This is a genomic window from Lentzea californiensis, from assembly GCF_024648825.1.
GTDB lineage: Bacteria > Actinomycetota > Actinomycetes > Mycobacteriales > Pseudonocardiaceae > Lentzea > Lentzea californiensis.
The window spans coordinates 70,885-84,460 of the sequence record NZ_JANBBE010000018.1; the positions used below are offsets into that span (position 1 = coordinate 70,885).

Consider the following 13,576-nt stretch of genomic DNA (forward strand, 5'->3'; position numbering starts at 1 on the left):
GGCAATCGTCCGATCAGCGCCAGAACCTCCTGCGCCGCTCCGGCTCGGCCGGCGTCCCGTCCGCGACGAACTCCCGCAGCACCTCCAGCGTCCGCGCCCACAGCTTCTCGACGTCACCGCCGGCCGTGATCTCCGCGAACAGGCCGCGCATCGGCTCGTAGGCCGGGCCGGTGCGGCCGGCGAGGAGGATGCCGAGCCTGCTGGCCAGGTCGGCGAGCAGGTCGCGGCGTTCCCACGACGGCAGGGACGCGTCCGCCTCCAGGCGCTGGATCTCCAGCGTCACGACCTCGCGCAGGTCCGCCGGGTCGACGGCCGGAGGTACCGGCATCGATCCGGGCGGCGGAACCGGCATCGATCCGGGCGGGGAAACCGGCGCCCCCTCGGGCGTGACCGACCGGCCGCGCGAACGAGAGCGCACCGCCCGCGGCGCGGAGGGAGGCGGTGGTACCGCGCCCCCGAAGGCGGCGGGCGCGGCGGCGAACGGCGCCGGAGCAGCGGCGAACGCGGGCGCACCGCCGGCGAACATCGGCATCGGGCTCCCCGGAGCCTGCATCTCCCAGCCCGCGGGCTGTTCGACCGGCTGCACCACCCGGTGCACCGTCCCGTCGGACACGACCCGCTCGTCCACCGCCACGAACGCGGTGAAGCGGCACAGCACGCCGAACCGCAGCGAGGTCTCCACGATCGACGACTCCAGCGTCCGGTCGCCGGCCGCGTAGCGGTCCTCCAGGTCACGCAGCGCGGCGCGGGCCCACTGCGACCGGACGGCCGGCGAGGTGTGCTGCCGCACCGCCACCGTCTCCTGCCAGTCGCCGCCGTCCCGGGTCCGGCCGCGCACCGCGTAGGAGTCGGGCGCGGCGCCGCGGTACCGGCCGAAGGCGACCAGCGGCACGCCCGGATAGATCGCGGTGGGCGGCCGCGGCAGGTCCGATCCCGGCGACACCACGACGTCGGTGACGACCGGCGCGCCGATCCGCCGCTGGATGTGCGTCATCGCCTCGTCGAGCCGGTCCTCGCTCTCGACGAGTTCGCACCGGCCCGCCCCGGCGGTGGCCAGCCTTCCGAGGAAGCCCGCGTTGACGGCGGTGTCGATGCCGACGGCGTGGATCCGCGTCCGGTTGATCATCGGAGCGATGTCGCGCAACATCTGGTCCTCGTTGCCGACCTGGCCGTCCGTCACCAGCACGAGGACCGGGGCGCGCTCCGGGCCCGCGCCGGCGAGCAGGGTCAGGCCCTGGCGCAGCGGCTCGTACATCTCGGTGCCGCCGCGCGCCTGCATGGCCGCCAGGTGTTCGACGGCGCGGAAGCGGTGGCGGTCGGTGGCCGTGACGAGTCCGGAGCCGAGCGTGTCCGGCCGTTCCACCTGGTGGTCGAAGGTGATCACGGAGAACGTGTCGTCCGCGGTCAGCGTGTCGACGATGCGGGCCGCCGCACGGCGGGCCGCGACCATCTTCCAGCCCGACATGCTGCCGGACCGGTCGAGCAGCAGCACCACGTCACGAGGACGGACCGGGGCCTCGGACTCGGGCGGCAGCACCGTCAGCTGGTAGGTGCCCTCGCCGCTGTCGTCCTCGTCGGGCACGCACACGACCGCGGAGCTGTTCCCGCTGTACGCCAGGCGGAGCACGAAGTCGCGGTCGACCCGTTCGCCCGGCGAGACCGACACGGTGTTCCCCTCGGCGACCACGGTGTGCAGGCTCGACCGCACCTCGCCGAGCTCCAGCCCGGCGGGGTCGATCTCGACGTCGATGCCGAGCCGCACGGGGTTCGGGAAGCCCGGCAGCAGCACAGGCGGCGAGATCCGCGAGGCGTCCGGCACCACGTCCGTGTCCTGGGCGTGCCCGTCACCGACGGACGGCCCGGGCAGCGGCGAGCCCGGCACGTAGCGAGGCGCCACGACGAGCGGGAACCGGAACGTGGCCGCGCCGTCCTCGAACACCAGCGGCCCCACCAGGGTCAGCTCGACGGTCACCCGTTCACCGGCGGGGATGTTGCCCACGCGCATGGTGAAGACGTCCGGGCGTTCTTCCTCCACGATGGACGCTCTCTTGCCCGCCGCGATCGCGTCGTCGTACGTCTGACGGGCCTGCGCGCGTTCCTGCAGGTCGGCCTCCACCGTGCGGTCGCCGGCGGTCATCTTCATGCCGGTGACGGCGGCGCGGTCCGGCAGCGGGAACACGTAGGTCGCTTCGAGAGCGGTGTCGTGGGTGTTCACGAACCCGGTCGTCAAGACCACGCGGCCGACGAGACCGGTGATGCAGGCCCGCACGCCGAGCCGCTCCAGCGGCAGGTTGCCGCGTTCGGTGCGCAGCGCGCCCAGGCCCGCGTCCTCGGTCGTCCGGCCGATGCGGTCGGCTTCGGCGGCCTTCATCGGGGCGACGGAGATGGTCATGACGGTTCCCTTTCGTTGAGCAGGCCGCGGGCGGCGAGCAGGTCGAGCAGTGGCCGGGCGGCGGCGGCGATGTCCGCGCGGTCGGCGGCGGTCGGCGTCCCCGGCACCAGGACGACGGCACCTCCCCCGAGCGCGACGCCGTTCAGCGCGAACGCCTTGGCGGGTGCGGGTGGCGCGGCAGCGGGTTCGGCTGCGGGTTCGGCCCAGAACCTCGGGCGAACGGCCTCCGGAGGTGGTGCCTCAGCGGTGGAGAGCAGCTGTTCCGGCACGCGGGCGATGGCCGTCAGCGTCGTGTCGGTGGCACCCGCGAGCTCGGCCTGGATGTCGGCCAGCGTCCTCCCCTGTGACTGCAGTCTTTTCACCGCCACCAGCTGGAGCAGGTGGCGCCTCTCGTACAACGCCGTGCGGCCGCGCATCGCGGACGGTCTGTCGACCAGCCCCGTCGTCGCGTACCAGCGGACGGCCCGCTTGTCGGGCACGTCGCGGACGCGGCCGTTGGGCGCGCCCGAGTACTCCGCCGTCAACGCGGCGGAGACGCGGTCCAGCAACTCGTCGAGCGTCCACACCCCCTGATACTGACACTGCAACCGTGACAGTGTCAACGTCTTAATGCTGATGATGTTCACGCCGGGTAGCCGGGTAGGGTCCGGCGCGTCCGCGTGCCCCTGCAAGCCACCCCACATGAGGACGGAGAGCACGAGTGACCACGGACGAGGTCGGCACCCTGACCGACCACAGCGCCGAGTTGGCCCGGTTGAAGACGCACAAGGCCAGGATCGAGCACGCGCTGGAGCACTTGCCGCGCGGCCGCACGGTCGAGGACGTCCGCCGCTGGCTGCACAAGCAGGGCCAGCCGGTGCCCACGCCTTCCCACGCCAGGGTGATCGTGAACGAATGGCGCGCCCGCAACGACATGACCGACACGAGCGGTCATGTGCTGCTCACGCCGGAACTGATCGCCGAGCTCGACAAGGCGGAAGTCCCCTCCCCCGCTCCTGAACCACCTGTGGAGCCTGCGGAGCCCTCGAAGCCCGCCGGGGCCAAGGGCTTCTACGCCGTCGCGCTGATGAGCATCGGTGTCAGCGTCGACACCTCGTGGCGGTTCTTCGAGCAGCGCCTGGGCATCACCGACGTCGTGGAGCGGGTCGTCCTGTTCTCCGTGATGGAGGCGGCGCTCGTCGCGTGCGGCTGGGCGATGCGCGGTGGCGTGCGCCAGAACGGCCGTCCCGGTCCCGCCCGCCTCGTGGCGTGGGCACTGACGGCGTTCGCCGCGTTCGCGGCCTTCAGCCTGTCCGGCCCAGTCGCCGGCACCGCCCGCGTCCTGCTCGGACCGGTCCTCGGCCTGGTGATGCTGCACCTCGCGCTCGGCATCGAGATCCGTGCCTCACGCCGGCGCACGACCACCTGGGCACGTGTCGGACGGGAGCTGCGCGAACGCGTGTTGTCGTTGCTGGGCCTGGGTGACGACGGCCGCGACGCCCTCGCGCGCACCCGGGACAAGGCGGCGCTGCGCGCCGCGAAGCTCGCCATCGCCGGCCCGTGGACGCCGCGCCGGAAAGCCAGGCTGCGCAAGGCACTGCACGCTTCGCACGTCGCGCACGACCCGGTGCAGCGCGACCGGATGCTGCGCGAGCTCGGGGTGCTCCAGCACGCCGACGAGCTCGCCAAGACCACCCAGCCGTCGCCGTGGTGACTCCGGTCCTCATCTCCGACACCGGGCTCGCCGCCGAGGTCGCCGCCCTGATCAACCGCGTGTACTCCGACGCCGAGAAGGGGATCTGGCTCGAGGGCCAGTCCCGGACGAGCGAGGCCGAGGTGGCGGAGCTCATCGCCGCCGGGCAGGTCGCGGTGGCCCGGTCGGGCGATCGCGTCGTGGGTTCCGTGCGCGTGCACGAGATCGAGGACGGCGTGGGCGAGTTCGGGATGCTGGTCGCCGCGCCGGAGGAGCGCGGCACCGGCATCGGCACCGGCCTCGTGTCGTTCGCCGAGAACTGGGGCCGTGAGCGGGGCTTCGCGCAGATGCAGCTGGAGCTGCTCGTCCCGCAGACGTGGGAGCACCCGGTGAAGGAGTTCCTCCGGGGCTGGTACACGCGCATCGGCTACCGGCTCGTGCGCAAGGACGAGCTGGAATCCGCCTACCCGTTCCTGGTGCCCCATCTCGCCTGCCCGTGCGACTTCCTGGTCTTTCGTAAAATCCTCGATCCCAGTAAGTGAACTCTCAACCGGTTTGGCCGGGGCGCGAGGTAGCGTCCGCCTCTCAAAGCCGAGTTAGAGGAGACGAACCGTGCGTCGTCGTATGCGTGGCACCGCCGTGGCCGCGATCGCGCTGACCAGCCTCATGGCGGTGAGCGCCTGTGCGAAGGACTCCGGTGGTGGCACCACGCCCGCCGCGTCGGGCAGTGGCTGCGAGTTCTCGGCGCCGCCCACCGCGCCCGCCACGTCGAGCACCAGCGCCGCCGGCGACAAGAAGGTCGACGGCAGCGCGTTGAAGATCGGCCTGGCCTACGACATCGGCGGCCGCGGCGACGCGTCGTTCAACGACCTGGCCGCCGCCGGGTTCGACAAGGCCATCGCGGACATGGGCGTGAAGAAGGAGAACACCCGCGAGCTGTCCGCGGCGCCGAACGAGGACGAGTCCGCGAAGCAGACCCGCCTGCGCCAGCTCGCGTCCGAGGGCTTCAACCCGATCGTCGGCGTCGGCTTCGCCTACACCGAGTCGCTCAAGGTGGTCGCGCCGGAGTTCCCGAACGTCAAGTTCGGCCTGGTCGACTCCGCTGTGGACGGTGTGGCGAACGTGACGCCGCTCGTCTTCGCCGAGCAGGAGGGCGCGTTCCTCGCGGGCGTCGTCGCCGCGTACCAGAGCAAGAAGTGCCACGTGGGCTTCGTCGGCGGCGTGGACATCCCGCTGATCCAGAAGTTCGAGGCGGGCTTCAACCAGGGCGCGAAGACCGCCGCGCCGAAGGTCTCGATCGACAAGAAGTACATCACCCCGGCCGGCGACTTCACCGGTTTCCAGGACCCGCCCAAGGGCCAGGAGGCGGCGAAGGGCCTGATCGACAAGGGCGCCGACGTCGTCTACCCGGCGGCGGGCGCGTCCGGCATCGGCGTGTTCGCGGCGGTGAAGGAGGCGGGCGTGCTGGCGATCGGCTGCGACGCCGACCAGTACAACCAGCCCGCGCTCGCGGCCAACCGCGACGTCATCGTGGCCTCCAGCCTCAAGCGCGTGAACGTCGCCGTCTACGACTTCTTCCACGCCGCCGCGGCGAACGACCTCGCGTCACTGCCGAAGATCTTCGACCTGAAGTCGGACGGCATGGGCTACGCGACGTCGGGCGGCAAGATCGATGCGAAGCTGCAGGGCATCCTCGAGGGCTACAAGGCCCAGATCGTCGAGGGCAAGATCAAGGTCGCGGACGCGGTGTAGCGGCCGAACGGGCGAACCGCCGGGCACGAAGATCAGCTCTATAGGTTGATCTTCGTGCTTTCCCGTGGCGGGCTGCGCGTCGTGGTCGACGCCCCGTGGTTCAACAAGGTGATCACCGCGGTGATCCTGGTCAACGCCGTCACGCTCGGTGCGGAGACCTCGCCGGAGCTGCTCGCGTCCTACGGCGACGCCCTGCACGTGGTCGACCGGCTGGCGCTGGCGGCGTTCGTGGTCGAGCTGCTGCTGCGGTTCGGCGCGTACGGCAAGAGCTTCTTCCGCGATCCGTGGAACTGGTTCGACACCGTGGTCGTCGCCATCACCTTGCTGCCGGCGGCGACGGGTGCTTTCTCGGTGCTGCGGGCCCTGCGGGTCTTGCGGGTGCTGCGGCTCGTGTCCGTCGTGCCGAGCATGCGGCGGGTCGTGTCCGCGTTGCTGACCGCGTTGCCGGGCATGGCGTCCATCACCGCGTTGCTGGCGTTGGTGCTCTACGTGTCGGCCGTCATCGCGACGAAGCTGTTCGGAACCGTCGCGCCGGAGTACTTCGGGGACCTCGGCGACTCGCTGTTCACCCTGTTCCAGGTGATGACCGGCGAGGCGTGGTCGGAGGTCGCGCGGCAGGTCATGGAGGAGAAGCCGTTCGCGTGGATCTTCTTCGTCGGCTACCTCGTCGTCACCTCGTTCACGGTGCTCAACCTGTTCATCGCGGTCGCGGTGACCGCGATGCAGAGCCAGATGACCGAGGAGCACGCCGAACACGACCGCGAGGAGATGGCGGCGACGATGGAGGTCCTGGCCGAGGTCCGCCGCCTCCGGGCCGACGTCGAGGCGCTGCGCGGCAAGGCGCAGGTCTGAGCCGGGAAAGATCACCCGACCAGACCAGCGGTGGTACTCACCGTGTCCTTTCAGGACAGTCCCGCACCACAACAGGTGGTTTACGACCCCTGCGCCACTTCCCCGCACCGGAACGGGTACCTCGCTCACAGGACTTCCGAGCGAGGAGGGGCGATGCTTGAGAAAACAGGCAGGCTGCCGAAGGTTCTGCTGGCGTTCCTCCTCATCGGACTCGCCGCGCCCGTGGCCGAGGCGGGTGAAGGAGCCCCTGTCGGCCGCACCCAGTCCTTCTGGCTGCACCTCAACAGCACCCCGGTGTCCGACGCCACGATCGAGATCGAGGCCAAACGCCGTGCGCACATCGTGCTCAACGCCTGGGAAGGCGACCTGCTGAAGAAGCTCAAGGCGGTGAACCCCAAGGTCAAGGTGTACGTCTACAAGGACCTCTCCTCCACCCGCTCCTACGCGTGCAAGCGGGGCAAGGACGACGAGCACCTGCCCGCCGGACTGGGGTACTGCGATGTCCGGAAGAACCACCCGGAGTGGTTCCTGGAGGATTCCCGCGGCAACGAACTCTCCTACTCCGGCTACGAAGGCCATTGGCAGATGGACATCGGGAATCCCGAGTACCGCAAGGCCTGGGTGAACAACGTCGTCGCCACTTCCAAGTCCACCGGGTTCGACGGCGTGTTCGTCGACAACGCCCTCTACACCTGCGACGCCTACCACCCCGGCGTGTGCCCGGCGAAGTACCCGGACAACGCGTCGTTCCAGGCGGCCTACAAGGGCATGCTCGCCGAGATGAGGTGCGGCTTCGCGGCCGCGGGCCTGCTCTCGGTCGGGAACCTGACCAACGCACGGCTGCAGGCGGGTGGGTGGGACGCGTACGGCGCCTATCTCGACGGCGCGTTCGACGAGTGGTGGCTGGCGTTCTCCAGCGCCCGGCTCCTCGAGGACTACCCGGAGGGGTGGCGCCGGCAGGTCGCCGAGATCGCCGTCAACGAGGCGAACAACAAGATGACCTGGGTGCAGCCGCACTTCGACGCGGGCGACTCCAAGGCCTTCCGGTACGCGCTGGCCAGCCTGTTCATGACCACCAGCGGGCACGCCGCGATCGCCGAGATCGCGAAGACCGACGGCTACGGGGACCCGACGCCGTGGCACCCCGAGTACGACTGGCACCTCGGGCACCCCGTCGGCGCCTACCGCGCGGTCGCGAGCAAGGTGTTCCGGCGGGACTTCACCTGCGGGTTGGCGCTGGTCAACGCCAACCCGACCGGAAGCCCGGCGGTCAAGGTGCCGCTGCACCGCGCCTACCAGGACCACGAGGGCAAGACGGTCACCTCGGTGAGCCTGCCGGGCACCACCGGTGTGCTGCTGCGGGCGAACTGCCCCGCCACGCCATCAGGGTCGCTGCTCCCGCCAGAACTGCTCCCACCAGATCTGCTTCCACCAGACCTGCTCCCACCACAATTTCCGCGGCCGTAGATCAGGCGGGGTTGATCGCCGCGAGCAGCAGGTGCAGTTCGGCCTCGGCGGCGTCGTGGGCGCCGGTCTCGACGAAGACCGACCGGGCCAGGGCGGTGCCGATCAGCACCAGCGTCAGCACGTCGACCTGCGCGCTGCCGACGGCGTTCGCGATCTCTCCGCGGCCGGTGGCCCGGCCGACGAGGGCGCCGAGTTCGCCGCGGACCGCCAGGTAGACGTCGTCGTGCAGGATCTGACGCAGTTCCGGGTCGTGCGCCGCCTGGCCCATCAGCGAGAGCAACGCCGGGCCGGTGGCGGCTTCCAGGATCTTCCGCTTGCGCGCCAGGAGTTCCCGGAGATCGCTCTCGAGGGCGCCGGTGTCGATCCCGGTCAGCTCGGCCTGGGCGATGTGCCGGGCCACGGCTCCGGCGAGGGCCTGCTTGGAGGGCCAGCGGCGGTAGAGGGACGCGGTGGAGGCGCCCGCGCGCTTGGCGACGGCGGTCGTGGTGAAGGAGGCCCATCCCGACTCGGTGAGGACCTCGATCGCCGCGGTGATCAGGGCCGCGTCCACCCGTGGGTCTTTGGGGCGCCCCTGTGCCGCGTCGGCTTTCGTCATCCCGTCCAGCATACCCAGGCGAAGAAACGAAAAGAATCTGTTTCGTAATTGGGGTACGGTGGGGTGCATGCCCACGACGACAGCTGACATCGCCGCGACCGTCTCCGGCGCCCGCGGGGTGTTCGACTCCGGCGCCACCCGTCCCCTGGCCGCCCGCACCGCCGGCCTCCGGGCGTTGCACGCGATGCTCACCGAGAACGAGGCCGCGTTCGAGGCCGCCCTGTGGGGCGACCTGCACAAGGGCTCGGGCGAGGCGCAGCTGACCGAGATCGGCGTGGTGCTCGCCGAGATCAGCCACACGCTGCGGCACCTGCGGCGCTGGTCACGATCCCGGCGCGCCCCGGTGCCGCTGGGCCTGTGGCCGGCGCGGGCACGGCTGGTGCCCGAGCCGCTCGGCGTGGTGCTGGTGATCGCACCGTGGAACTACCCGATGCAGCTGCTGTTCGGCCCGCTGGCCGGTGTGCTCGCGGCGGGCAACACGGCCGTCCTCAAGCCGAGCGAACTGGCGCCGGAGACGTCGGCGCTGATCGCGAGGCTCGTGCCCGCCTACTTCCCCGACGGCACCGTGCGCGTGGTCGAGGGCGGCGTCCCGGAGACGACCGAGCTGCTGGCGCAGCGGTTCGACCACATCGTCTTCACGGGCAGCGGCACGGTCGGCCGGATCGTGATGCGGGCCGCGGCCGAGCACCTGACGCCGGTGACGCTGGAGCTGGGCGGCAAGTCGCCCGTCTGGTTCGACGACGACGCCCACCTGGACCAGGCGGCCCGGCGGCTGGCGTGGGCGAAGTTCACCAACGCGGGCCAGACGTGCGTCGCTCCCGACTACGTGATGACCACCCCCGACCGGGTCCCCGCACTGGTGGAGGCGCTCGGCAGGGCGATCGCGGACCTATGGGGTTCGGACCCGCGGGCGAGCGAGGACTACGGCCGGATCGTGGACGAACGGCAGTTCGACCGGCTCGTGTCCCTGCTGGACGGGACGAACGTGGCGATCGGCGGCGAGCACGACCGGACGGAGCGGTACCTCGCGCCCACCGTGGTGACGCTGAGCGGCGACCGCCTGTCCGTCGGCCCGGACGCGGCCCACCCGGTGCTGCGCGACGAGATCTTCGGCCCCGTCCTGCCGGTTGTCGCGGTCGACTCGGCCGAGCACGCGATCGACGTCGTCAACGCCTGGGACAAACCCCTCGCGCTGTACGTGTTCACATCGTCCGCCCGCACCCGCCGCCTGTTCGAGCAGCGCACGTCGTCCGGTGCCGTGGTCCACGACGCGGGCCTGATCCACGTGGCGGCGAGCGGGCTGCCGTTCGGCGGTGTCGGCGCCAGCGGGATGGGCGCCTACCACGGCCAGTACTCGTGGAAGGCCTTCTCCCACCTCAAGCCCGTGCTGCGCAAGCCGCTCGCGTTCGACACGCTCCGCCTCGCCCAGCCCCCGTTCGGCGGCTTCGGGTCGCGCCTCGCCCAGCGCGTGATGCGCCGCGGGTGATGTGATCATCACCGTTCCGGCCCGCTGAATCCTGTTGTTCTGCTTGGATTGCGCGGTGTTCTGGGACTGGGTCGAACGGGTGTCGTGGGTAGCGGGGATCATCAGCGCCGTCATCGCGCTCATCGCGTCGCTGATGGCGTCCCGCTCCGCCGCGCTCGCCACCCGCCAGATGACGATGCTCGTGGCGGCGGCCACGGACAAGCCGGAGCTGCTGCAGAAGCTCGAACTGGAGGCGCGCGAGCGTTCGGAGGCCGTGCAGCGCCGGGTGCGCACCGTGGTGGTGTCGACGGTGACGATGATCGCGTCGCTGGGTGCCATCGCCTTCGCCGCCGCCATGCTGGCGAACCTGCCGGACCACGTGAACACCAAGGTCGTGGGCGGTGACGCTCCCCGCACCGTGCAGGAGTGCAACGGTGGCGGGGAAGCCACGGTCTGCGCTCCCGTGCACGTGTACGAACTGGCCGCCGGGGCGAAGGTGGAGACGCGGTTCGGCGGTGTCGGCCGCACCCCGGCGCGCACGGGACACGGCGGGCTCTCGGTCGAGCTGCCCGGCTGCGAGTCCGAGGTGAGGTGGCACGTCGTGCTCGACGGCAGGACCGTGGCCGAGGGCGTGTCGCACGATGTCCTGGTGCGCACCGAGTTCCCGATGACGAGCGACCGCGAGTACACCTTCGTCGCCGAACGTGCGGGTGGGGACTGCGCCACCACGGAACTGCGCGTGCGCACCGGGTTCACGTTCGGCGGCTAGCCCCGTCTTCCGCACATGGCACGGGTGACTTGATCGGATAGCCCGGTGTCCACCTGGTCAGAGCCTCTGCCAGGGTGTTCAGTCGAGGATCAACGTGAACGGCAGCAAGCCCGACACGTCGCGGCGAGCAGGCCGGTGTCGGGTGCATCGCCCCGCGTCCGCTCTATCCGCACGCCGCCAAGACGAGGCAGAGCAGTGCGCCCTCGTCGTCGACGATCTCGTAGCCGGTGACGTACTCCGAGTCGTGCACGGGGAAGACGAGGGCGTTGGCACCGGTCTCCCGGTCCACCACGACGTTCGTCCAGTTGTCCTTGCGGTGGCGTGGCCCTCTGGCCAGGATGCCGTCCCGTGCGTCACGGACGAACGAGGACGCGTCGTCCACGTGCGGGAGCGAGCGGCGCATGGCCTCTTCACCCCACAAGACGGCGAAGTCCTCGATCAGGTGGACGTCGTGGTAACCCGCGACGTCCCAGTTCGCCCTCTCGATCCGACAGGGCTCGGTCAGTGGGATCACGACCATGGTGACGGTGTGCCAGAACGCCTCGGGGTCCTCGTCTTGCGGGGGAAAGGCGCAGGTCCCCGCGTACACCGGGTGAGCGCCCGCCGGGAGCTGATGACTGAACCCTCCTTCAGTGAGCCACGGGGTCTCCCAGGTGATCGGACCGTCCACCACGACGAGATCACCGGCGTGGTCGAACCACGTGGGCCTGACCAGCAGGGAGTACGCCGGCGGAGCCGGCGCGTACTTGTCGGCAAGGCGCCACAACAGTTCTTCCACCTTCACGTGCCGTGTCCTCCTGGTTGATCGCCATCCCGTCGCATCCGGCTCCCCGCGCAGCAAGCGGTCATCGTCCTCACCTCTGCGTCGCACGCCGCGCGCGGTTCGTTCGAACAGCTCAGCTGGGTGCCCCCGGAAGTGCCGGTGTTCCGCCACCGCCAAGACGTAACGCGGTTCCACACCCGCCAGCCAACCACGTCCGATGCCCGTCGGGCATCAGTCGATCGTCCTGCCGTCCGCGCGCCGTTCGCGGAACGCGATCATGTTCATCCGGTTGCCGCACCGCACGCTGCAGAACCGCTTCAACCCGTTGCGGGACAGGTCGAGCAGGAGCCCTTCGCAATCGTCGGCCGCGCAGACCCGCAGGCGGTGCACCTCGTTCATCCGGATCACGTCGATGAGGGCGAGCGCCGCCTCGACCCGCATGCGTTCGGCGAGCGGTGAGGTGGGCTCGGTGGCGTGCATGTGCCAGTCGAGGTCGTCGTGCCGGACGAGGTGCGGCAGCGCCTTCGCGTCGCGCAGCATCTTGTTGACGGCCTCGACGGCGTCATCGCGCTCCAGCGACCACACGGTCCTGAGCAGCGCACGTGTCTGGTGGACGTCCCGCAGTTCCGCCTCGTCGCCGTCGATGCGCCCCGTGTAGTGGAAGCGGCCGAGCAGGGCCAGCAACTGGCCGACGGTGGCCAGCTCGTCGTCACCACCGCGCGACGCGGACGGGTCCGTGTTGCACAGCGCCACGACGAAGGCGAGCGACTCCTCCGTGTCAGGGGCAAAACGCAAATTGACTCCTTACCGAGACCGGCCTAGCGTCAGGGGCATGAGCCAGGTTAGGCCATGACACCGTCTGGAACCGGGAGGCACGCGACCATGGGGATTCCGTCGAAGTCCACGGGCCTGATCGCAGCCGCGGTCTCGTTCATCTCGTTCGGCACCTCCGGCGCGTTCGTCAAACCGCTGCTGGAGGCCGGCTGGTCCCCCGCCGCCGCCGTCACGGCCCGCGCGCTCACCGCCGGTCTGGTGCTGCTGCCGTTCGTCGTCGTCCTGATGCGCGGCCGCTGGACGTTGCTGTGGCAGGCCCGCTGGCCCGTGCTGGGCATGGGTCTGGTGGGCGTGGCGGTCACGCAGGTGCTCTACTTCGCCGCCATCCAGCGGATCCCGGTGGCGACCGCGCTGCTCATCGAGTTCCTCGCGCCGCTCATCCTCGTCGGCTTCACCTGGGCGGTCAGCAGGCGCACACCCGCACCCGTCGTCCTGATCGGCTCGGTGCTCGCGGTCGGCGGCCTGGTGCTGGTCATCGGCCCCGGCGCGATCCAGGCCGTCGACCCGATCGGCCTGGCCGCCGCTTTCGGTGCCGCCATCGGATGTTCCGTGTACTTCGTGATCGCCGCCCGTCCCAACAACGGCCTGCCGCCGGTGGCACTCGCCGGCGCCGGGCTGCTGCTCGCCGTGCCGGTGCTGGCCCTGGTGGGAGCCACCGGTCTGCTGCCGTTCACCGCCACGTTCGGCGACGTGCCGCTGTTCGGCACGCCCACGGCCTGGTGGGTGCCCCTGCTCGTCGTCGCGGTCATCGGCACCGCGCTGGCCTACGCGAGCGGCATCACCGCCTCGGGCATCCTCGGCTCACGGCTGGCGTCGTTCATCGCACTGCTGGAGGTCGTCTCCGCCTCGCTGTTCGCCTGGCTCCTGCTGGGCGAGGGGCTCTCGCCGCTGCAGCTGCTCGGCGGCCTGCTGATCCTGGGCGGCATCGCCTCGGTCCGCGCCGAACGCCAGAAGGTGGAGCCCGTCCCCGTGCACGCCTAGGGCAGGCGACGCCCCGCAGACCAGAAGGTGGCAG

The 13,576-nt window shown here is 70.7% G+C and carries 13 protein-coding genes; 8 read left to right on the plus strand and 5 right to left on the minus strand.

The window, feature by feature from the left end:
- Positions 1-13: 13 nt before the first annotated feature.
- Both LX88_RS40090 and LX88_RS40095 read right to left on the minus strand, forming a co-directional pair.
- The gene (locus LX88_RS40090; RefSeq protein WP_258952976.1) at positions 14-2,392 is read right to left on the minus strand and encodes a VIT domain-containing protein; all 2,379 of its coding nucleotides are present in this window, start codon (positions 2,390-2,392) and stop codon (positions 14-16) included.
- Positions 2,389-2,958, minus strand: coding sequence for a MerR family transcriptional regulator (locus tag LX88_RS40095; protein ID WP_258952977.1), 570 nt, complete (start codon positions 2,956-2,958; stop codon positions 2,389-2,391). The genes LX88_RS40090 and LX88_RS40095 overlap by 4 nt, the downstream gene beginning before the upstream one ends.
- 134 nt (positions 2,959-3,092) lie before the next feature.
- Here LX88_RS40095 and LX88_RS40100 point away from each other — a divergent pair, with 134 nt between their 5' ends.
- From LX88_RS40100 to LX88_RS40120, 5 genes are all read left to right on the plus strand, one after another.
- Positions 3,093-4,085 carry a hypothetical protein gene (locus LX88_RS40100; protein WP_258952978.1) on the plus strand — a complete coding sequence of 331 codons (993 nt, stop codon included), beginning with the start codon at positions 3,093-3,095 and terminating at the stop codon, positions 4,083-4,085.
- Complete coding sequence (locus LX88_RS40105) at positions 4,082-4,606, plus strand: GNAT family N-acetyltransferase (protein ID WP_258952979.1); 525 nt, start codon at positions 4,082-4,084, stop codon at positions 4,604-4,606. Before LX88_RS40100 ends, LX88_RS40105 begins: the two co-directional genes overlap by 4 nt.
- A gap of 82 nt (positions 4,607-4,688) precedes the next feature.
- A complete protein-coding gene (locus tag LX88_RS40110) occupies positions 4,689-5,816 on the plus strand; it encodes a BMP family lipoprotein (RefSeq protein WP_258953040.1) in 1,128 nt (375 codons plus the stop codon).
- Between the two features lie 54 nt (positions 5,817-5,870).
- On the plus strand, positions 5,871-6,668 hold the full coding sequence (locus tag LX88_RS40115) for an ion transporter (protein ID WP_258952980.1): 798 nt from the start codon (positions 5,871-5,873) through the stop codon (positions 6,666-6,668).
- A gap of 153 nt (positions 6,669-6,821) precedes the next feature.
- Positions 6,822-8,135: a putative glycoside hydrolase gene (locus tag LX88_RS40120; RefSeq protein ID WP_258952981.1), complete on the plus strand. Its 1,314-nt coding sequence runs from the start codon at positions 6,822-6,824 to the stop codon at positions 8,133-8,135.
- Between the two features lies 1 nt (position 8,136).
- On the opposite strand, the gene LX88_RS40125 is transcribed toward LX88_RS40120, so the two are convergent.
- Entirely contained in the window at positions 8,137-8,730 is a 594-nt protein-coding gene (locus LX88_RS40125) for a TetR/AcrR family transcriptional regulator (protein WP_258952982.1), read from the minus strand.
- Positions 8,731-8,797: 67 nt separating this feature from the next.
- Between LX88_RS40125 and LX88_RS40130 the strand changes: the two genes are divergently transcribed.
- Both LX88_RS40130 and LX88_RS40135 read left to right on the plus strand, forming a co-directional pair.
- Positions 8,798-10,216, plus strand: coding sequence for an aldehyde dehydrogenase family protein (locus tag LX88_RS40130; RefSeq protein WP_258952983.1), 1,419 nt, complete (start codon positions 8,798-8,800; stop codon positions 10,214-10,216).
- A 55-nt stretch (positions 10,217-10,271) separates the two neighbouring features.
- On the plus strand, positions 10,272-10,964 hold the full coding sequence (locus LX88_RS40135) for a hypothetical protein (protein ID WP_258952984.1): 693 nt from the start codon (positions 10,272-10,274) through the stop codon (positions 10,962-10,964).
- Positions 10,965-11,127: 163 nt separating this feature from the next.
- Here the strand turns inward: LX88_RS40135 and LX88_RS40140 are convergent, their stop codons facing one another.
- Together LX88_RS40140 and LX88_RS40145 are read right to left on the minus strand one after the other, a co-directional pair.
- Positions 11,128-11,748, minus strand: a complete 621-nt coding sequence (locus LX88_RS40140) for a hypothetical protein (RefSeq protein ID WP_258952985.1) — start codon at positions 11,746-11,748, stop codon at positions 11,128-11,130.
- Between the two features lie 210 nt (positions 11,749-11,958).
- On the minus strand, positions 11,959-12,522 hold the full coding sequence (locus LX88_RS40145) for a CGNR zinc finger domain-containing protein (protein WP_258952986.1): 564 nt from the start codon (positions 12,520-12,522) through the stop codon (positions 11,959-11,961).
- Positions 12,523-12,609: 87 nt separating this feature from the next.
- On the opposite strand from LX88_RS40145, the gene LX88_RS40150 reads away from it, so the two are divergent.
- A complete protein-coding gene (locus LX88_RS40150; protein ID WP_258952987.1) occupies positions 12,610-13,542 on the plus strand; it encodes an EamA family transporter in 933 nt (310 codons plus the stop codon).
- Positions 13,543-13,576: the final 34 nt, after the last annotated feature.

Coding starts and splice junctions, on each gene's coding strand:
- LX88_RS40090 (WP_258952976.1), bottom strand. CDS start 2,392: ATGACCATCTCCGTCGCCCCGATGAAGGCCGCCGAAGCCGACCGCATC.
- LX88_RS40110 (WP_258953040.1), top strand. CDS start 4,689: ATGCGTGGCACCGCCGTGGCCGCGATCGCGCTGACCAGCCTCATGGCG.
- LX88_RS40120 (WP_258952981.1), top strand. CDS start 6,822: ATGCTTGAGAAAACAGGCAGGCTGCCGAAGGTTCTGCTGGCGTTCCTC.
- LX88_RS40125 (WP_258952982.1), bottom strand. CDS start 8,730: ATGACGAAAGCCGACGCGGCACAGGGGCGCCCCAAAGACCCACGGGTG.
- LX88_RS40130 (WP_258952983.1), top strand. CDS start 8,798: ATGCCCACGACGACAGCTGACATCGCCGCGACCGTCTCCGGCGCCCGC.
- LX88_RS40150 (WP_258952987.1), top strand. CDS start 12,610: ATGGGGATTCCGTCGAAGTCCACGGGCCTGATCGCAGCCGCGGTCTCG.